We start from the raw sequence: 18,309 nt of genomic DNA, 5'->3' as shown, positions 1-18,309 counted from the left end.
CGGTTATGCACCATCATAATGCAACGCCCCATCAAATAGCATAACAATGCACTATTTTGAACATACTCCCTTACAAAATGTCACTTTAATGCTTTACCGCAGGCCATATCTGCCTTATTTTGACTAAAACAAAACTCATTAATAAGCAGACTATATGAATAAATAATCAATAATAGTTTACGTAAAACGTGGCCCGACTATTGCTTAGTTTTCTAATAGATTCGCGGCACGACCTCTGAGTCGTTCATATCGAACCGATTTCATCGTCAAGCCATCGTGGTTTATCGAAATTAGTGCCTCATCGCATGAGTACATATCGAAGGGTGATACATCGCGTCATGACGTATTTCTGCTCTCGTTCCTGAACGGAGTATGTAGTCCTCTCATCACAAAAACAGTTCTGTTTAGCAGAACAATAAGCAAGCAGTTTGGAGTCACTTGTGGAAGACGTTACCTTCTGGCAACTCATCAGTTTTGGTGAACAGGGCTGGGGAAAATTATTACTGATTGGGGCAGGAATGACGCTCGCACTGGCGATCTGCGGTTTCCTGCTGGGAGCAGCGATCGGCACGATTGGCGCCTGGTCCAAAATTTGCGGCAATCGCCCCGTGCGCTATCTGGCCGATGGGTACACCACCATCACCCGCGGTATACCGGACCTGCTCATCATCTACCTGCTTTATTTCGGCGGCAGCTCCGCGTTAACGTTGCTGGCGAAACTGTTTGGCAGCAACGAATTTCTGGGCTTCCCAGGCTTCCTCGCGGGTGTCTTCGCCGTCGGTATTTCCTCCGGCGCACAGCAGACGGAAGTTTATCGCGGCGCGTTCTACGCCGTTTCCAAAGGGGAAATTGAAGCCGCCAAAGCCTGCGGCATGCCCACGATGCTACGCCTGCGCCGCATCATTGTGCCGCTTCTGCTGCGCCACGCCATCCCCGCACTCGGCAACGTATGGCAACTGGTGCTGAAAACCTCTGCGCTGGTTTCCGTTACCGGTGTCGCGGAGCTGATGACACAGTCACAAACCGGGGCTGGCTCTACTGGCAAACCGTTTGATTTCTTCATGGCTGCCGCCCTGCTGTATCTGCTTATTTCGATCGGTTCCGGCTGGATTATGCGCCGCGCCGAGTCTCATTATTCCCGGGGTGTGAAACGCTGATGGATTTTCCTTTTCTGTACGACACGTTTCTGGAGATTATTCCCGGTATTCCGCTGACCCTGCAACTGGCGGTCAGCTCCGTTTTTCTGGGCTTCTTTCTGGCGTTAGGGCTGGCATTGATGCAGCTATCATCCTTTGCCGTGCTGCGCTCGATTTCACGAACCTACGTGCTGTTTTTCCGCGGCACGCCGCTGCTGGTGCAGCTGTTCCTGATTTACTACGGGCTGGGGCAATTTCAATGGATTCGCGAGAGCATGCTGTGGCCGTTCCTGCGGGAACCCCACTGGTGCGCCCTGCTGTCGCTCAGCTTGTGTACCGGCGCCTATGCCTGCGAGATTATCCGTGGTGGATTGCAGTCCGTTCCCGTCGGCCAGATCGAATCAGCACGCGCCTGCGGCATGCCCTCTTTCATGATCTTCAAGCGGATCGTTTTCCCGTTGGCGATCCGTCAGGCGCTCCCCGCTTACGGCAACGAGCTGATCTCGATGGTGAAATCGACCTCGCTGGCTTCCATCATCACGCTGATGGAAATCACCGGCATCGCCGCACGCCTCATCGCGGAAACCTACCGGGCGCTCGAAGTATTCCTGGTTGCCGGTGCCATTTATCTGTTTATTAACCTTATTCTGACACGTTTGCTGATGTGGACAGAATTTACGCTTACACCTCATCTCCGTGCGCCGGGTGCGCAGCCGGCAGCGAAAAAAATTAAGAAATTGGGAGACCTGCAATGACGACACCCGCCATTAGCCTGCGCAACATTCACAAAAGCTTCGGTTCTCTGGACGTCCTGAAAGGGATTTCCATTGAGGCCAATCAGGGGGAAGTCATCTCAATTCTGGGATCGTCCGGTTCAGGCAAATCGACGCTGCTGCGCTGTAGCAATCTGTTGGAGCTTCCCGATCAGGGCGAGATTCTCGTCGGCGGGGAAGCGATTGAAATGAAGCCGAACCGTAAAGGGCAGAACCGCCCGTCGAACCCCAAACAGATCGACAGAATTCGTACTCAGCTGGGTATGGTCTTCCAGAATTTTAACCTTTGGTCGCACAAAACCGTGCTGGAAAACATCATCGAAGCACCCGTACACGTCTTAAAGCGCCCACAGGCGGAGTGCGTGGAACACGCTGAACAGCTGCTAGAGAAAGTCGGTCTGGCGGACAAGCGCCACTACTATCCCGCACATTTGTCCGGTGGCCAGCAGCAACGCGCCGCGATTGCCCGCGCGCTCGCGATGGAACCGAAAGTGATGCTGTTTGATGAACCGACTTCCGCGCTTGACCCAGAGCTGGTGGGCGAAGTGTTGCGCGTCATGCGCACGCTGGCGGACGAAGGGATGACCATGCTGGTCGTGACCCATGAAATGGATTTTGCCCGCGAAGTCTCAAACCGCATCGTCTTCCTCCATCAGGGGGAAATTGAAGAACAGGGAACGCCGGAGCAGGTTTTCACCGCCAGCCAGTCGGCTCGCTTCCGGCAATTTATTGCCAGTTGGTAAACACAGCCCCGCTAACCTCATGCGCAGATTTATCTCTCTGCCGCGTGATGAAAGTGGGAAAAACATAATTATATGAAATACCAGGAGAAAATTATCATGATCAAATCAAAACTCACTCTGCTCGCCTGCTCGCTGTGCATGGCAGGAACGCTGGCCGCCTCCTTCACCGCTTCAGCGGAAGAGAAAAAATGGACGACTGTCCGCATCGCGACCGAAGGCGCTTACCACCCGTATAACTTCACCAAGCCAGACGGCACGCTGGATGGGATGGAGATCGAACTGTACAAAGTGCTGTGCAACAACATGCAGGTGAAATGCGAGATCATGGTTCAGCCGTTCACCAGTACCATTCCTGCTCTGAATGCTGGTAAGTTCGACGCCATCATTTCTGGTATGTCCGCCACGGAAAAACGCCGTGAGGTGATCGATTTCAGCCAGCCGTACACGCAGGCAGGACAGACTTTCGCCGTGCTGAAATCCAGCAAACTCGCTAAAGATTTCCCAGACGCGGGTCAGCGCTTCTCTATTAACCCAGCCGACGAAGCCACTGCGCTGGCAGAAGTCGAGAAGCTGAAGCCGCTGCTGGAAGGCAAAACCATTGGCGTGCAGTCCGCCTCTATCGCCAGCGCCTTTTTGGATAAATATATGAAAGGCGTGATGAAAGTACGCGAATATAAAACCACGCAAGAACACGATCTGGATCTGAAAGCGGGTCGTGTCGATCTGGTTATCGCTTCTGCGCCTTATCTGAAAAGCATTTCGGAAAAACCGGGCAACGCCGACATCGTCACGCCGGGACCACAGTTCATCGGCGGCATTTTGGGCAGCGGCTCTTCCGTTGGCCTGCGTAAAAGCGATCCTGAGCTGAAAGCCATGTTCGACAAGGCGATTGAGCAAGCCAAACAAGACGGCACAATCAGAAAACTGAGCGAAAAATGGTTCGGTATGGACACCACACCGCTCTGAGTGTGACCCACCCGCTGAATCGCGCGTCATGGCCTGTCGGCCGTGACGCGCCCCTCGCTTAATGCCATCAGAAAAATCAAAGAGCACACCACGCATGAATGCAACACACAATGAAGGAACGCTGCCTGCCGTCAATCAGCAATCCGTGGAAGAAATCTGCGGCCTGATCGCGGCCAAGCGGCAGCAGTTCTGTACGCTGAGCGACGGCATCTGGGATACGCCAGAACTGAACTACGAAGAACATCGTTCGGCAGCACAGCACGAAGCCATCCTGAAGGCAGAAGGTTTTCGCCTGACGACAGGCATCGCCGGTATGCCCACCGCGCTACTGGGAGAATTCGGCGCAGGTCTGCCGATTATCGCCATTCTGGGTGAATACGATGCGCTGCCGGGCCTGAGCCAGCAGGCGAACGTCGCAGAACCGAAACCGCTGGAAAACGGTGGCAACGGCCACGGCTGTGGACACAACCTGCTCGGCACCGCGGCGCTACAGGCGGCGACGGCAGTGAAAGACTATCTGCAAAAGCACGCGCTGGCCGGGACCGTGCGTTTTTACGGTTGCCCTGCGGAAGAAGGCGGATCGTCCAAAGGTTTTATGGTCAAGGAAGGCGTCTTTGACGATGTCGATATCGCCCTCTGCTGGCATCCAGCGACCTTCACCGGCGTCAACAGCCCGGTGTCGCTGGCCTGTAATGAACTGAATTTCTACTTCAAAGGCCGCGCCGCTCACGCCGCCGCCAGCCCGCATCTGGGACGCAGCGCGCTGGATGCCGTGGAGCTGATGAACGTCGGCGTGAACTATATGCGCGAACATATGCCTTCCTCCGCTCGCGTTCACTACGCCATTACCGACAGCGGCGGTCAGGCACCTAACGTCGTTCAGGCCAACGCCACCGTGCGTTACCTCGTACGGGCACGCCAGTTACCGGAACTGCACCAGTTGGTCAAACGCGTGAAGAAAATTGCCGAAGGCGCTGCACTGATGACGGAAACCGAGGTCAGCAGTGAGGTGATTAGCGGTGATGCCAATCTGCTGGCAAACCCGCCGTTGGAAGCGCGTATGCACGAACATCTGCTGGCGCTCGGCCCGATACCGTTTGATGACGAAGATCGTAAGATGGCGGCGATGTTCCAGACGGCGCTGAGCGCCGAAGACATTGCCGAATCCTACGCGCGTTTCGGCGTCAAACCTCAGCCGGGTTTAACGCTGCATGACGGAATTTATCCGCTGTATAGCCCGAATGAAGCCTTCATCGGTTCTACCGATGTGGGTACGGTGAGTTGGGTTGTGCCGACGGTGCAGATCCGCAGCGCCACTTACGCCATCGGTACACCGGCGCATTCATGGCAGTTAGTCGCACAGGGGAAAACCGGTGCCGCACACAAAGGCATGGAGTATGCAGCGAAAGCGATGGCATCACTAGCTATCGATCTGCTGGTGACGCCTGAGCTAATTGCACAGGCAAAAGCCGACCATCAGGAAAGATTGCAGCAGACACCGTTTGAGAACCCGATTCCAGACGACGTGTTCCCACCTATCCCACAGTGACAGCACGCTGATTCGAAAGGATAAGTAGGAAAGAGCAGGACACCGTCAGGAGTTCACCTCCTGACGGCCATTAAGATTTACGGGCGGGAAACAAAACCAACGGCGTCGTAGACTTTCTTCAGCGTTTCCTGTGCGCGAGCACTCGCTTTTTCAGCGCCTTCACGCATAACCTGTTGCAGGAACGCCTCATCGTTACGGAAGCGGTGATAACGCTCTTGCAGTTCAGACAGCATGCCGGATACCGCATCCGCCACCGCACCTTTCAGGTGACCATACATCTGACCGTTGAATTCCTGCTCCAGCTCAGGGATGGGTTTTCCCGTCACGCCAGACAGAATATCCAACAGGTTCGATACCCCGGCTTTATTCGCCACGTCATAGCGAACGACTGGCGGCTCGTCGGAATCCGTCATCGCGCGTTTGATCTTCTTCACCACCGACTTCGGATCTTCCAGCAGCCCGATAACGTTATTGCGGTTATCGTCAGACTTGGACATTTTCTTGGTCGGTTCCAGCAGCGACATCACGCGCGCGCCCGATTTCGGAATGAACGGCTCTGGCACTTTGAAAATATCGCCATACAGGCTGTTGAAGCGTTGGCCAACGTCACGGCTCAGTTCCAGATGCTGCTTCTGATCTTCACCCACTGGTACCTGATTCGTTTGATACAGCAGGATATCCGCCGCCATCAGCACCGGATAATCAAACAGACCCGCGTTGATGTTCTCTTCATAACGCGCGGATTTATCCTTGAACTGCGTCATGCGGCTCAGTTCGCCGAAATACGCGTAGCAGTTCAGTATCCAGCTCAGTTGACTGTGCTCAGGCACATGGGACTGAACAAAAATGGTGCTCTTTTTCGGATCGATGCCACAGGCCAGATACAGCGCCAGCGTATCCAGCGTCGCTTTTCTCAGCGCCTGCGGATCCTGACGTACCGTGATGGCGTGTAAATCCACGATGCAATAGATGCAGTCGTAATCGTCCTGCATGTTGACCCACTGACGTAACGCCCCCATGTAGTTACCAATGGTCAATTCACCAGACGGCTGCGCACCGCTAAATACAATGGGCTTGCTCATACTAAGGGTTCCTGATTGTGTGAAGAAGAATGCCCGATCAGGGGCAAAATATCGGCAAAACGATCCAGAACGATATCCGGCTGGCTCAGTTCGATCGCTTCACCATAGTTATAACCATACGTCATACCGACGCTACGGCAGCCCGCCGCCTGTGCCGCCTGAATATCGTTGCGGGAATCGCCGACGAACAGCAGCTCGCTGGCACGCAGCCCCAGCTTACCGAGCACCAGATAAAGCGGCGCGGGGTGAGGCTTTTTCACAATGACGTCATCGCCACCGATGATCAGCGAAAAATAGTCGCCAATCCCCAGGCCTGCCAGCAACGGCGCAACGAACGGCGTGGGTTTATTGGTCACCACCGCCATCGGAACGCCCTGCTGCGCCAACTGCGCCAGCGTCTCTTTTACCTGCGGAAACAGCGTGCTACCGCTATCCACCGTCTGTGCATAATAGACATCGAACCGCTCACGGGTTTCCTGCAAGCGTTCGGGCGTTGGTTCGACGCCAGCCCAGCGCAGCGCACGTTCCACCATCACATCCGCACCGTTACCAATCCAGGTGGCAACACGGGCTTCGCCCGCCGCAGGCAACGACTGTGCCACTAACGCTTGATCGATCGCCGCCGCCAGACCCGGTGCGCTGTGAATCAGCGTTCCATCCAAATCAAAAGCCAAGCCGCGAATCGCGGTTAATTCAGTCATGTTTCGTCCTTGAAATTTCATTACGCATTTGATCAATGACGGCACGGTAATCTGGATGACCAAAAATAGCCGATCCCGCCACAAACATATCCGCGCCTGCTTCAGCAATCGCGCCGATATTCTCCACTTTTACGCCACCATCGACTTCCAGACGAATGTCGTAACCGCTGTCGTCGATCAAGCGACGAACCTGACGCAGCTTATCCAACGTGCTGGGAATAAAGGACTGGCCGCCAAATCCGGGGTTAACCGACATCAGCAGAATGATATCCAGCTTATCCATGACGTAATCGAGATAACTTAGCGGCGTCGCAGGGTTAAACACCAGCCCGGCTTTGCAGCCGTGATCTTTAATCAGCTGTAGTGAACGATCGAGATGATCGGTGGCTTCGGGATGAAAGGTAATGAAACTGGCTCCCGCGTTGGCAAAGTCGGGGATGATACGATCAACGGGTTTCACCATCAGGTGAACGTCAATCGGCGCGGTAATGCCGTAATCGCGCAGGGATTTCAGTACCAGCGGGCCAATCGTCAAATTTGGCACATAGTGGTTATCCATGACATCAAAATGGACCACATCAGCCCCGGCAGCCAATACATTAGCGGTATCTTCACCAAGACGGGCAAAATCAGCCGACAAAATGGACGGCGCGATTAAAAACGGTTTCATTCATTTCTCCAAACGGTAAAGTCTGAATGCCTGCGGGTAACCTGTTCCCGGCTAATGACGTATTTCACGCCATTAACCGCTTCACTGCGCTCTGTTTACCCTACCCTGTATACAAAACGGTATCACCGATAGAGGGCTAATAACTCGTTTACTTTACTACGCCCTAAAATATTACGGCTAATTGTTCGACGCGCTTTAACAACATACAGCACGGCTTCCTGATACCACTCACGGGTCAGCAACGTGTCATGATTGGAAATCAGTACCGGAATCTGGCTTTCTACCGACAAACGGCGCGCCAATTGCGCCAAACTCTGCTGATCGGCACGGCTGAAATTATTGGTGTGATAGGCCGTAAAATTTGCGGTCGCAGACAGCGGCGCATAAGGCGGATCGCAATAAATAACCGATCCCTTCTCTGCTTTTTCCAGCGTGTCCTGATAGTGCTCACAGACAAAGATGGCATTTTGCGCCTTAAAGGCGAACCAGCGAATCTCTTCTTCAGGAAAATAGGGCTTCTTATAGCGCCCGAAAGGAACATTGAATTCCCCACGCATGTTGTAGCGGCACAGGCCGTTATAGCAGTGGCGATTCAAATAGAGAAACAGCAGCGCGCGCCGATAGGCGTCGCTGCAAAGGTTAAATTCATCACGCAGCAGATAAAACGCCTCAGACGTGTTCATCTCTTCCGTAAACAGTTTACGGGCGTCGAGAACAAACTCATCGGCATTCGATTTGACGATATTGTACAGGTTAATCAGGTCGCTATTGATATCGGCCAGTATGTAGCGGTCGTATTCCGTATTCAGAAATACGGAACCCGCGCCGACAAAGGGCTCAATAAGACAGTCTCCTGCGGGTAAATAGCGACGAATCTCTTCTACCAGCGGATATTTACCACCAGCCCATTTTAAAAAAGCGCGGTTCTTCTTCATGCCGTCGTTAGTTACTCATACGTTTCAGAGCCGCGGATTGTACTCTGTGTCAGACAGCACATCAGGGCTAAAATTGGTGTTACTTATTCAAGTCCTGCTTCACCTGGCGGATCGGCTTAACCCATGGTTTTTTCGCTTGAACTTCTGCGGGCAAGGTAGCAATTGCCTGTTTCGCTTCCGCAGAAGACGCATAGACTCCGGTCACTAGCACATACCAGGATTTTCCGTCTCGTTTCGTTTCGTACACCCACGAATGGGTGAGGTTGTTCTGCTTCGCGTAGGCTTTCAACGTGTCCGCACGTGAAGCGCTGCTCAGTTGCAAAGTAAAGTGGCTGGCAGGCGCATTCTGTACGGAGACGTTCTGGCCGGCTGCCGCCGGCGCCGCTTTGGCATTAGCCGCAGGCTTGCTTGCGACTGGCGCTTTTGGTGCGTTGTTCGCAGCAGGCTTGGCGCCATTTGCATGTGCAGGCGTCGTATTGTGCGTATTTTTAGCGGATGAGGCTGCTGGCGTTTTCCCGGTCGGCGCGACTGTCGCAGGCGCCGTCGGCAGCGTCGAGTTTCCTGTCGCACCCTGAGAGAATTCGCTCACGCGCCCTTGCTGTTGCGACAGCGCATCGGTGATATTGCCCGGCAGTTCAATACGCTGCTGGCCTGCCACCGGCTGCTGAACCTGCGCATCCGTCGGCGTACCGGAAATTGGCGGAGCACTTAATGTCTGAGGCGATGTCGGCATCTGAGAAGACGCCTGCCCTGACAGTTGACCATGATTGGTATCGCCGGACACTGCGGCAGGGCTTTCACCCTGTGAGGAAGGCTGTGCGCTCTGCGTCATGGAGGACGAGGAAGAGAGATCGATATTTCTCTCACCGCTCGCTTGATTCTGCGTCTGTGACGTTTGTGGCTGAGAAGGTGCCTGCAAAGCAGAACCGATACCAACGATCAGCAGCACCAGCACCACAATCCCGATGCCGATCATCAGGTGCTGTCTGGAAAGCGCGATTTTAGGTACCGCGAAGTTGCTGCTTTTTTGCTGACGAGTAGGTCGACGGTCACTGGTATCAGGCTTCAGCTCATCTTCCGGCTTGAACTCATCCATTTAACATCTCCCCACTAAAAAGCTCGAATCCGCCGCGCAGTCGCCAGGGCGAATCATTGAATCGTAACGCATTGTATTTTATTAACCATAACCCATCAGGGCGTGTCTGTCGTTAATACTTATCTTTCATAACTGATAGTCTTTCATAACTGATAGCCTTTCATAACCCGATAGCATTACGCATCAGGCAAGGCAATCAGCTATTGAGGCCAGCACCATGTCATGCGCTACGCCGCCACGGACTTCCGATTGGCCAATTGCCGTTGGCAGTACCAGACGTAGCTCACCCGCCAGCACTTTCTTGTCGCGCATCATATGAGGAAGATAGGCTTCAGGCGCCATTTGCGCCGGGCCGTTCACCGGCAGGCCAGCGCGAATCAGCAGAGATTTGACTCGCTCGACATCCTCAACGGAGAACTGCCCAAGGCGACGTGCCGTATGTGCAGCCATCACCATGCCTGCCGCAACCGCTTCGCCATGAAGCCAGTTACCGTAGCCCATTTCCGCTTCGATGGCATGCCCGTAAGTATGGCCCAAATTGAGCAGCGCACGCATACCACTTTCACGTTCATCTGCCGCGACCACTGCCGCTTTGATTTCACAGCAGCGTCGAATACAGTAAGCCAGCGCGTCATGCTGTAACCCACGCACTGCTTCAATGTTTTCTTCAAGCCAAAGAAAGAAATCGCGATCCAGAATGATGCCGTACTTGATGACTTCCGCCAGCCCGGATGACAATTCCCGTGCCGGTAAAGACTTCAGGCAATCCAGATCGATCACAACCGATACGGGCTGGTAGAACGCCCCGATCATGTTTTTACCCAACGGGTGATTGACGGCGGTTTTACCACCGACGGAGGAATCTACCTGCGATAACAGCGTTGTCGGCACCTGAATAAACCGGACACCACGCTGATAGCTGGCCGCGGCAAAACCGGCTAAATCGCCGATAACACCGCCACCCAAGGCAACAATAGTCGTATCACGACCATGCGGCTTCGCCAACAAAGCGCTAAAGACCTGATCCAATACGGCCAGCGATTTGTACTGCTCGCCATCAGGCAAGATAACCTGATCGACATGTACGCCGTTGTTTTCCAGCACACCACGAACGCGGTCAAGATACAGAGGAGCCAACGTCTGGTTCGTCACCAGCATGGCCTGCTCCCCCGCTTTCAACGGCATAAAAGAAGCCGAATCATCAAATAATCCGGCGGCTATCGTAATGGGATAACTGCGTTCCCCAAGTGTTACGGTAATTCTTTCCATGCGCGTTAAACAACCCGTTCAGGATCCGCTCAATGCGGATAAAGGTATGCTCTTAGTTACTTTCCAGCATATTGATAATCTGGTTAGCAACGACCTTGGCACTTTGCTCGTCAGTCCGAATGGTAACGTCAGCGATTTCTTCATAAAGCGGGTTCCGCTCTTTCGCCAGCGCTTCCAATACTTCACGTGGAGGGGTTTCAACCTGAAGTAACGGACGCTTCTTATCACGCTGCGTGCGGGCCAGTTGTTTCTCGATCGTCGTTTCCAAATAAACGACAACGCCGCGCGCGGAAAGACGGTTACGCGTCTCACGTGATTTGACTGAGCCACCGCCTGTCGCCAGTACGATGCCTTGCTTTTCCGTCAATTCATTAATGACTTTCTCTTCACGATCGCGGAAGCCTTCTTCGCCTTCCACATCGAATACCCAGCCCACATCAGCCCCAGTGCGTCGCTCAATTTCTTGATCGGAGTCGAAAAACTCCATATTGAGTTGCTGAGCTAACTGACGGCCAATAGTGCTTTTGCCGGCACCCATAGGCCCAACCAGAAAGATATTGCGTTTCTCTGCCATGTTTTTTGGTATTACTAAGACAATTCGTTAATGATAACCCGCCCCGCCAATCAACCCAGCGGCGGGACCTAAACTGAAACCTCATGAGCGATAGTGCGAGAATCAGACAAAAAATTATCTCAAGACTCAGGGTAGTTTGGCAACCGAATAAAATGTCACACCGACCACAGGTGGTCAATGTAGTATGTTTTATCGACATTTTCGGTGGAACAACACTTCAGTGCTCAATTCGCTAACCCTTGTAAGCTAAATCCGCCGCAGCGTCAAACGCATAAGCGCGAACGCGACAAAATATTGCGCCCTGTCAGAAAAAAATAACCGCATGACAGCCGTGCACGACTGGGTTTACTCATGATGAGGCGGGTATCAGCGTCGGTGTAATGAAAATCACCAATTCTCGCCGCGTGTGCTGTTGAGTATGGTTTCTGAACAGGTGACCAAATACGGGAACCTCACCTAATATTGGCACCTGTCTGTCGCTGTTCTTTTTTTGCTGCTGGAAAATGCCGCCCAATACGATAGTTTCGCCATCGGCAACCGTCACCTGAGTTTGGATCTCCTGTTTATCGATCGCTAACGCTTCGCCATTGTCGCCCTGCTTAATCGTCTGTCCCGGCATGTTTTGACTAATTTTCAGGTTCAGCGTAATCCGCCCGGCACGCAAAATAGCCGGCGTGACCTCCATTCCGAGTACCGCTTCTTTAAACTCGATGGATGTCGATCCGCTGGCGCCGCTGGAGACCTGATAAGGGATTTCCGTACCTTGTTTAATACTGGCGGTCTGCTGGTGTGCGGTAAACAGCCGAGGACTGGCAATAATTTCGACCTGACTTTCCTGTTCCAGCGCCATGAGTTCCAGATCCAGCAGGCGACCATTCAATCGTGCTAAATGAAACCCCGCATTTATTGCCGGCGTATCTACCGGCAGGCCAACATTAAAATTATTCAGCCTGAGTGCTTTATTCGCCGCATTCCCTTCCCCCAGTCCCCAATTCACGCCCAGTTCCTGAAGGTGCTCACTGCTGATGGTGACAATGTGCGCTGCCAGCTGCACCTGTGCTAAGGGAAGATCGAGCTCCTTCACCCACGGTTCGAGCTGTTCAAGAGCGTCTTCCGTATCGCGAATCAATAAGGTATTCGTTCGCTTATCTACGGTTACGCTGCCGCGCGCAGAGAGCAGTGTTCCACGCTGAGCCTGAACGCTGGCCGCCACCTCCGTCGCATCGGCATACTGCAACGCGACAGAGATATTGTGCAGCGGCAATTTCTGCGCCTGATCAGCCATACGTTCGTCCCGCTCCTTCTCTAAAGACTCAAGGTGCCCGGCAGGGAAAACCATCAGCACGTTACCGTTGCGTTCTGCACTGAGCTTGCCCATGCGCAGAACAATATCCAGCGCCTGCTGCCACGGAACTTCAGCCAGCCTTAAACTCAGGTTGCCCACTACGCCCGGCGCAATCACGACATTAAGCTGCTGGTGATCGGCTAATGCCTGTAGTACCCGAGGTATCGGCGAATCCTCAAACGCCATCGATACCGCATTTTCCGCACGAGCCTGAAACGACGCGGCAAGAAAAAGTAGCCCGCTCCACGCCATCACCTGACATAACATCCTCATGTTCATCACTTTCCTTGTTATCGAGATACGCTGTTGTCAGCGTTGTTTTCAAAGAACTGCTGCCCAAAAACGAATACGCGCGGCCAGGCAGTCTCCGCCTATTCCTCTGGCTTATTGATAAACGGAGAAGCCAGCAGCAGGCTACCCGGCAGGCCATCACAGCCCGCGTCACGCAACGTCGGGACAAGTTTGGCACCGGATTTATCCAGTTGGCTGACAACCCAATTCCCCGGAGGGATCGTCTCGCCGATCGCCAGCCTGATCCAGCCAGCCTCTGGTTGCGCTAGCCAGCCAATCCAGCGTTCTCCATAGCCAATCACACCTTTTAGCTGCCACGGTGGTAGCGCCGCTGAGGGCAAGCAACGTGTGGTGACCAACGGCTGAAAAGGATCGCTACGCACTGCGGGTTTTTCTGCCCGTACGCTATGCGACACGAGTAGCAGCACCAATGTGATGCGGAACAAGGTGAGGCTCATGGCACTACCTCCGGCCCGATCAACGCTAATGCCACCTGAAGCTGCGGAGTTTCCGGCGGCGATGCGGTTAGAACCGCATCAGGCTTGATACTCAACTGTGCAATACGCAGCACATAAGGCAGCGCAGCCAGTTCACGCAGCACCTGCAACGCGCCCATATAATCTGTGCTAAACGCCAATTGCCAACGTTCCTGATGAGGTTCCCCTGCGTGACGCGGGGCCGGCTGCCAGGACAGTAGCGATGCACCAGCCAGTGACAGAGGCTCGACGATAAGCTGCGACAATCTGTCCGGCTGGAAAGGTTCGTCTTGCGCGGTTTTCTCCGCTAATTGCTCGCGTAGCTCTGACAATTGCGGCATCACGTCTAGCTTTTGCTGGAGTTCCCGTAACGCGAAGCGTGCCTGAGCGGTTTGCTCTTCCAGGCCAAGCACTGCCTGACGGACTTCGCCGATGAATAGCCAACCTGCGAGCAGTCCGACAGCAGCGACAAATGCCAATTGAAAGGCTATCTGCTGCCAGAGCGGTTTATTAACCAGCTCTGGCCGGCGCAGTACGACGTCAATCAGGAGTGTTTGATTAATCATGGCCTTCCCCCGGTGAGGAAGTACCCACATCACGCCAGTTAGCCTGAAAGGAAAAGCGCAGCCCGGTGTTCACGCCACGCTCTTGGGAGGTATGCAGCAGTTGTACACGTTCGACGGAAGCATGGCGCAATAATGCATGCTGTAGCGTAACGATATCGCGATAGCTTTCACTCACGCCTGAAAGCAACAGATGCGATCCGCGGTCGGCGATTTCCGTCAGCCACAAACGCGCGGGCATCATGCCAGCAATCTGCTCTAGCAAATGGAGGTTGCGACGATTGTCATTCAGGATGACCGCCTGAATCCGTTCTTGTTCCAGATAGCGGCGCAGCGTTTCCCGCGCCAGATGCGTTTGTTGATATAACGCCGTCAGTTGCTGTTGCTGGGCCAGCACCGTATTGAGTGTATCCTGCGCATGTTGCTGCCTGTGCTGCCAAAGCAGATAACTCGCGGCGATAAGGCATAGCGCTATCCCTATCTGTAGCCACAGCAGCCCCAACCAACGACGTACCTGCCGGTGCATCCGGTCTTTGCGCCAGGGTAAAAGATTAATCAGCAACATAGTCAGACATCCTCAGGGCGCAATGCCAGCCCACCCGCAATCGCAAAAGCCGAGGGAAAACTCGGCAACGGCGGCTGCAGGTGGCTAAACACCGTTAACGGCGACCACGGCTGTAACTCGTCGGCTTTCTGGTTGGGTAAATCGGGCGAAACGCCAGAGTAATAGGCGATATTATCGACATCATGCTGATAGCGAGTGCTCACAATCGATAAGATATCGGATTCATCGTTCAGTTCATCAAGATGTATGACCCCCGAGTGAAAAGCGTGGTTCAACGGGGATACCCACAGCCAACCATCCAACAGGCGATGCAGCAACAGACGATGAGATTCAAGCCCTGCCAGTTGCGCCATCGTTCGAAGCGCACACGTTGAGACGTCAAGGACATCAGGACGCAACCCCGCGCTATTCAGGCATGCCAGCCATTTATCAATTTCCTGCCGGCGTGCTGCCGTCACCAGCAGCGCCCCCTGTTCCTGCGGGTCTTCCCGATAGTCTATCGCCAGCGATTCGCTGCTAACTGGCAGCTTACGCGCCGCCATGGTTTCAATATAGAGACTGCGCCCTGGCTCCTGTAAGCGCTGGTCGGGCATCGGTAGATGCTGCTGCAAGATCAGCTGGGCAGGAAACCCGACCCGTAGCGAAATGTGTCCAGGCAGCAAACGACGCCATGTGCGCAAGGCCTCACAAAGCGCCTCAGTATGGTGTAGACTACCCGTGCGCAACGTATCGTCTGGTAACGGACATTGCCACCAGTGACGAAGCTGCCAGCCATAGCGGCGGCGCTGAACCGCCAGAGCGCGCATGAAGCCGTTCTGTATATCTAATCCAACCCGCCAGATGTGATAAGCCATGTTCAACCCGATTTCCTTATCCAATAAACATATCCACAGTGCTGGCTTACCTTTATACTAGCGCCCGGTTGTTTATAAACTGTCCAAACGCTACTGAATGGAAAATCCCAGGTGAAGTTCGTAAAGTATCTATTCATCCTTGCAGTCTCTTGCATTCTGCTGGGAGCTGCCTCGATATACGGTTTGTACCGCTATATCGAACCCCAACTGCCCGATGTCGCCACGCTGAAAGACGTTCGGTTGCAAACGCCGATGCAGGTCTACAGCGCCGATGGCGAACTGATCGCCCAGTTTGGTGAAAAACGCCGTATCCCGCTCAAGCTGGACCAGATTCCCCCTGAGTTGGTACACGCCTTTATCGCGACCGAAGACAGCCGCTTCTACGATCACCATGGTGTCGATCCCGTTGGGATTATCCGTGCCGCGTCTATCGCGTTGACGTCGGGTCACGCCTCTCAAGGGGCGAGTACCATTACGCAGCAGCTCGCCAGGAACTTCTTCCTGAGCCCAGAACGCACCCTGATTCGTAAGATCAAGGAAGTGTTTCTGGCTATCCGCATTGAGCAGTTGCTGACCAAGGATGAAATCCTTGAGCTCTATCTGAACAAGATTTACCTCGGCTATCGCGCGTATGGCGTTGGCGCGGCGGCACAGGTGTACTTTGGCCGCCCTGTTGACCAGTTGACGCTGAGCGAAATGGCGATGATCGCCGGCTTGCCGAAAGCACCGTCAACGTTCAACCCGCTCTATTCCTATGACCGTGCCGTTGCCCGCCGCAACGTGGTGCTTGCGCGCATGAAGGATGAAAACTACATCACGCAGGCGCAATACAATGCGGCGCGTAGCGAAACGCTGGTGGCGAATTATCACGCCCCAGAGATTTCGTTCTCCGCACCGTATGTCGCGGAAATGGCGCGGCAGGAAATGGTGAAACGCTACGGTGAAGATGCGTATAACGACGGTTATAAGGTCTACACGACGGTCACCAAAAAATTGCAAACTGCCGCGCAGGATGCCCTGCGTAATAACGTGATGGCCTATGACATGCGCCACGGTTATCGCGGCCCGAGCAAAGTGCTGTGGAAAGTGGGCGAAGGCGTTTGGGATCAGGCGAAAATGATTGCCGCGCTGAAAGCGTTGCCGGTCTACGGTCCGCTCTCTCCAGCTATCGTCACCAGTACGACAGCAGACAACGCCATTGCGATCCTGTCTGACGGCAGCAATATTGCCCTGCCAATGGCAGGCATGCGCTGGGCGCGCCCATACCGTTCCGATACGCAACAAGGGCCAACACCAAAACGCGTAACGGACGTGGTGCAGGCGGGCCAACAGATCTGGGTACGCAAAGTGAATGATGACTGGTGGCTGGCACAGGTGCCGGACGTCAACTCCGCCATCGTCTCACTCAACCCGAAAAATGGTGCGATAGAAGCGCTGGTCGGCGGTTTTGACTTTAACCAAAGTAAATTCAACCGTGCGACACAGGCGCTGCGTCAGATTGGTTCCAACATCAAACCGTTCCTGTACACCGCAGCGATGGACAAGGGTTTAACGCTGGCAACGATTCTGAACGACGTGCCAATCACCCGCTGGGATGCTGGCGCCGGATCTGACTGGCGGCCGAAAAACTCACCGGCAACCTATGATGGCCCGATCCGTCTGCGTCAGGGGCTGGGTCAGTCCAAAAACGTAGTGATGGTACGTGCCATGCGCGCGATGGGCGTGGACTATGCGGCGGATTACCTGCAACGCTTCGGTTTCCCGGCGCAGAATATCGTCCATACCGAATCGCTGGCGCTGGGTGCCGCCTCCTTTACTCCGCTCCAGGTCGTGCGAGGTTATGCCGTAATGGCAAACGGCGGCTATCTGGTCGATCCCTATCTGATTTCCAGAATAGAGAGCGAAGCGGGCGGTACAGTCTTTACGGCGACGCCGAAAGTGGTCTGCGATACCTGCAACTTACCGCTGGTCTACGGTGAAACACCACGTTCTCCAGTGTTAGCGACCACTAACGTTGAAGACGTCGCCACATCAAACGAAGCACCGCCGCAAGGTCTGCCGCAGCCGGAACTGGAGCCTGTCACACCAGAAGCCGCACAGCAAAGCGCCGCGCAGCCTTACGCCCCGCACGTGATCAACACGCCGCTGGCGTTCCTGATTAAAGATGCGCTGAACAGTAACGTCTTTGGCGAACCAGGCTGGATGGGGACGGGCTGGCGTGCAGGTCGTGATTTGAAGCGTCGTGATATCGGCGGTAAAACCGGTACAACGAACAGTTCCAAAGACGCCTGGTTCTCCGGCTATGGTCCGAATCTGGTTACCTCGGTCTGGATCGGCTTCGACGATCACCGCCGCGATCTGGGTGCCAGCAGCGCATCTGGCGTCATCAAAGATCAGATCTCCGGCTATGAAGGCGGGGCGAAATCAGCACAGCCCGCGTGGGATGACTTTATGAAATCCGCGCTGGATGGCGTACCGGAACAGCCGCTGACACCACCACCCGGCGTCGTCAGCGTGGTCATTGACCGCAGCAGCGGCAAACTGTCTAACGGTGGCGGGAACAGCCGTTCCGAATACTTTATTGATGGAACGCAGCCGAAAGAATATGAAGTACACGAAGTCGGCACCACGCTGATGGATAACGGACAAAGCGAAGAGCTGTTCTGATATCCGGCATCATGTTCATTGATGGCCTTCCTGACGGAAGGCCATTTTTATTGC

The 18,309-nt window shown here is 54.3% G+C and carries 18 protein-coding genes; 6 read left to right on the top strand and 12 right to left on the bottom strand.

Annotated elements, in window-relative coordinates:
• Positions 1 to 440: 440 nt before the first annotated feature.
• The 5 genes from R9X49_RS19285 to R9X49_RS19265 all read left to right on the top strand — a co-directional run bounded on the left by R9X49_RS19285 (position 441) and on the right by R9X49_RS19265 (position 5,167).
• Positions 441 to 1,157: an ABC transporter permease subunit gene (locus tag R9X49_RS19285; protein WP_319849959.1), complete on the top strand. Its 717-nt coding sequence runs from the start codon at positions 441 to 443 to the stop codon at positions 1,155 to 1,157.
• Entirely contained in the window at positions 1,157 to 1,891 is a 735-nt protein-coding gene (locus R9X49_RS19280) for an ABC transporter permease (protein ID WP_180779239.1), read from the top strand. The genes R9X49_RS19285 and R9X49_RS19280 overlap by 1 nt, the downstream gene beginning before the upstream one ends.
• Positions 1,888 to 2,652, top strand: coding sequence for an ABC transporter ATP-binding protein (locus tag R9X49_RS19275; protein ID WP_015841973.1), 765 nt, complete (start codon positions 1,888 to 1,890; stop codon positions 2,650 to 2,652). The genes R9X49_RS19280 and R9X49_RS19275 overlap by 4 nt, the downstream gene beginning before the upstream one ends.
• Positions 2,653 to 2,748: 96 nt before the next feature.
• The gene (locus R9X49_RS19270) at positions 2,749 to 3,618 is read left to right on the top strand and encodes a transporter substrate-binding domain-containing protein (protein WP_319849958.1); all 870 of its coding nucleotides are present in this window, start codon (positions 2,749 to 2,751) and stop codon (positions 3,616 to 3,618) included.
• Positions 3,619 to 3,712: 94 nt separating this feature from the next.
• Positions 3,713 to 5,167 (top strand): M20 family metallopeptidase, encoded by a 1,455-nt coding sequence (locus R9X49_RS19265; RefSeq protein WP_319849957.1) that lies wholly within the window; start codon positions 3,713 to 3,715, stop codon positions 5,165 to 5,167.
• A gap of 77 nt (positions 5,168 to 5,244) precedes the next feature.
• Here R9X49_RS19265 and trpS read toward each other — a convergent pair whose 3' ends face one another.
• The 12 genes from trpS to pilM all read right to left on the bottom strand — a co-directional run bounded on the left by trpS (position 5,245) and on the right by pilM (position 15,588).
• Positions 5,245 to 6,249 (bottom strand): tryptophan--tRNA ligase, encoded by a 1,005-nt coding sequence (trpS, locus tag R9X49_RS19260; RefSeq protein WP_319849956.1) that lies wholly within the window; start codon positions 6,247 to 6,249, stop codon positions 5,245 to 5,247.
• On the bottom strand, positions 6,246 to 6,950 hold the full coding sequence (locus R9X49_RS19255; protein WP_319849955.1) for a phosphoglycolate phosphatase: 705 nt from the start codon (positions 6,948 to 6,950) through the stop codon (positions 6,246 to 6,248). Before R9X49_RS19255 ends, trpS begins: the two co-directional genes overlap by 4 nt.
• Entirely contained in the window at positions 6,943 to 7,620 is a 678-nt protein-coding gene (gene rpe / locus R9X49_RS19250; protein ID WP_039492116.1) for a ribulose-phosphate 3-epimerase, read from the bottom strand. The genes R9X49_RS19255 and rpe overlap by 8 nt, the downstream gene beginning before the upstream one ends.
• 122 nt (positions 7,621 to 7,742) lie before the next feature.
• Positions 7,743 to 8,555, bottom strand: a complete 813-nt coding sequence (gene dam / locus R9X49_RS19245; RefSeq protein WP_319849953.1) for an adenine-specific DNA-methyltransferase — start codon at positions 8,553 to 8,555, stop codon at positions 7,743 to 7,745.
• A gap of 79 nt (positions 8,556 to 8,634) precedes the next feature.
• Positions 8,635 to 9,651 carry an SPOR domain-containing protein gene (locus tag R9X49_RS19240; RefSeq protein WP_319849952.1) on the bottom strand — a complete coding sequence of 339 codons (1,017 nt, stop codon included), beginning with the start codon at positions 9,649 to 9,651 and terminating at the stop codon, positions 8,635 to 8,637.
• Positions 9,652 to 9,834: 183 nt separating this feature from the next.
• Positions 9,835 to 10,920 carry a 3-dehydroquinate synthase gene (gene aroB, locus R9X49_RS19235; RefSeq protein WP_225086021.1) on the bottom strand — a complete coding sequence of 362 codons (1,086 nt, stop codon included), beginning with the start codon at positions 10,918 to 10,920 and terminating at the stop codon, positions 9,835 to 9,837.
• A 52-nt stretch (positions 10,921 to 10,972) separates the two neighbouring features.
• Positions 10,973 to 11,494, bottom strand: a complete 522-nt coding sequence (aroK, locus tag R9X49_RS19230) for a shikimate kinase AroK (RefSeq protein ID WP_005969451.1) — start codon at positions 11,492 to 11,494, stop codon at positions 10,973 to 10,975.
• 349 nt (positions 11,495 to 11,843) lie between these two features.
• Complete coding sequence (gene hofQ / locus R9X49_RS19225) at positions 11,844 to 13,118, bottom strand: DNA uptake porin HofQ (RefSeq protein ID WP_319849951.1); 1,275 nt, start codon at positions 13,116 to 13,118, stop codon at positions 11,844 to 11,846.
• A 92-nt stretch (positions 13,119 to 13,210) separates the two neighbouring features.
• On the bottom strand, positions 13,211 to 13,588 hold the full coding sequence (locus tag R9X49_RS19220; RefSeq protein ID WP_319849950.1) for a HofP DNA utilization family protein: 378 nt from the start codon (positions 13,586 to 13,588) through the stop codon (positions 13,211 to 13,213).
• Entirely contained in the window at positions 13,585 to 14,172 is a 588-nt protein-coding gene (locus tag R9X49_RS19215; protein WP_319849949.1) for a hypothetical protein, read from the bottom strand. The genes R9X49_RS19220 and R9X49_RS19215 overlap by 4 nt, the downstream gene beginning before the upstream one ends.
• Positions 14,165 to 14,734: a PilN domain-containing protein gene (locus R9X49_RS19210; protein WP_319849948.1), complete on the bottom strand. Its 570-nt coding sequence runs from the start codon at positions 14,732 to 14,734 to the stop codon at positions 14,165 to 14,167. Before R9X49_RS19210 ends, R9X49_RS19215 begins: the two co-directional genes overlap by 8 nt.
• Before the next feature lie 2 nt (positions 14,735 to 14,736).
• Positions 14,737 to 15,588 carry a type IV pilus biogenesis protein PilM gene (pilM, locus tag R9X49_RS19205; RefSeq protein WP_319849947.1) on the bottom strand — a complete coding sequence of 284 codons (852 nt, stop codon included), beginning with the start codon at positions 15,586 to 15,588 and terminating at the stop codon, positions 14,737 to 14,739.
• Between the two features lie 111 nt (positions 15,589 to 15,699).
• Here pilM and mrcA point away from each other — a divergent pair, with 111 nt between their 5' ends.
• Positions 15,700 to 18,255: a peptidoglycan glycosyltransferase/peptidoglycan DD-transpeptidase MrcA gene (mrcA, locus tag R9X49_RS19200; protein WP_319849946.1), complete on the top strand. Its 2,556-nt coding sequence runs from the start codon at positions 15,700 to 15,702 to the stop codon at positions 18,253 to 18,255.
• Positions 18,256 to 18,309 lie beyond the last annotated feature (54 nt).

Source organism: Pectobacterium carotovorum, assembly GCF_033898505.1.
Taxonomy (GTDB): Bacteria; Pseudomonadota; Gammaproteobacteria; order Enterobacterales; family Enterobacteriaceae; genus Pectobacterium; species Pectobacterium carotovorum_J.
This window is presented reverse-complemented; position numbering and strand designations above follow the sequence as displayed.

Excerpts from the sequence above, each read along its gene's own strand:
- R9X49_RS19280 (WP_180779239.1), top strand. The coding sequence starts at position 1,157 with ATGGATTTTCCTTTTCTGTACGACACGTTTCTGGAGATTATTCCCGGT.
- R9X49_RS19275 (WP_015841973.1), top strand. The coding sequence starts at position 1,888 with ATGACGACACCCGCCATTAGCCTGCGCAACATTCACAAAAGCTTCGGT.
- R9X49_RS19270 (WP_319849958.1), top strand. The coding sequence starts at position 2,749 with ATGATCAAATCAAAACTCACTCTGCTCGCCTGCTCGCTGTGCATGGCA.
- R9X49_RS19265 (WP_319849957.1), top strand. The coding sequence starts at position 3,713 with ATGAATGCAACACACAATGAAGGAACGCTGCCTGCCGTCAATCAGCAA.
- trpS (WP_319849956.1), bottom strand. The coding sequence starts at position 6,249 with ATGAGCAAGCCCATTGTATTTAGCGGTGCGCAGCCGTCTGGTGAATTG.
- R9X49_RS19255 (WP_319849955.1), bottom strand. The coding sequence starts at position 6,950 with ATGACTGAATTAACCGCGATTCGCGGCTTGGCTTTTGATTTGGATGGA.
- rpe (WP_039492116.1), bottom strand. The coding sequence starts at position 7,620 with ATGAAACCGTTTTTAATCGCGCCGTCCATTTTGTCGGCTGATTTTGCC.
- dam (WP_319849953.1), bottom strand. The coding sequence starts at position 8,555 with ATGAAGAAGAACCGCGCTTTTTTAAAATGGGCTGGTGGTAAATATCCG.
- R9X49_RS19240 (WP_319849952.1), bottom strand. The coding sequence starts at position 9,651 with ATGGATGAGTTCAAGCCGGAAGATGAGCTGAAGCCTGATACCAGTGAC.
- aroB (WP_225086021.1), bottom strand. The coding sequence starts at position 10,920 with ATGGAAAGAATTACCGTAACACTTGGGGAACGCAGTTATCCCATTACG.
- aroK (WP_005969451.1), bottom strand. The coding sequence starts at position 11,494 with ATGGCAGAGAAACGCAATATCTTTCTGGTTGGGCCTATGGGTGCCGGC.
- hofQ (WP_319849951.1), bottom strand. The coding sequence starts at position 13,118 with ATGAACATGAGGATGTTATGTCAGGTGATGGCGTGGAGCGGGCTACTT.
- R9X49_RS19220 (WP_319849950.1), bottom strand. The coding sequence starts at position 13,588 with ATGAGCCTCACCTTGTTCCGCATCACATTGGTGCTGCTACTCGTGTCG.
- R9X49_RS19215 (WP_319849949.1), bottom strand. The coding sequence starts at position 14,172 with ATGATTAATCAAACACTCCTGATTGACGTCGTACTGCGCCGGCCAGAG.
- R9X49_RS19210 (WP_319849948.1), bottom strand. The coding sequence starts at position 14,734 with ATGTTGCTGATTAATCTTTTACCCTGGCGCAAAGACCGGATGCACCGG.
- pilM (WP_319849947.1), bottom strand. The coding sequence starts at position 15,588 with ATGGCTTATCACATCTGGCGGGTTGGATTAGATATACAGAACGGCTTC.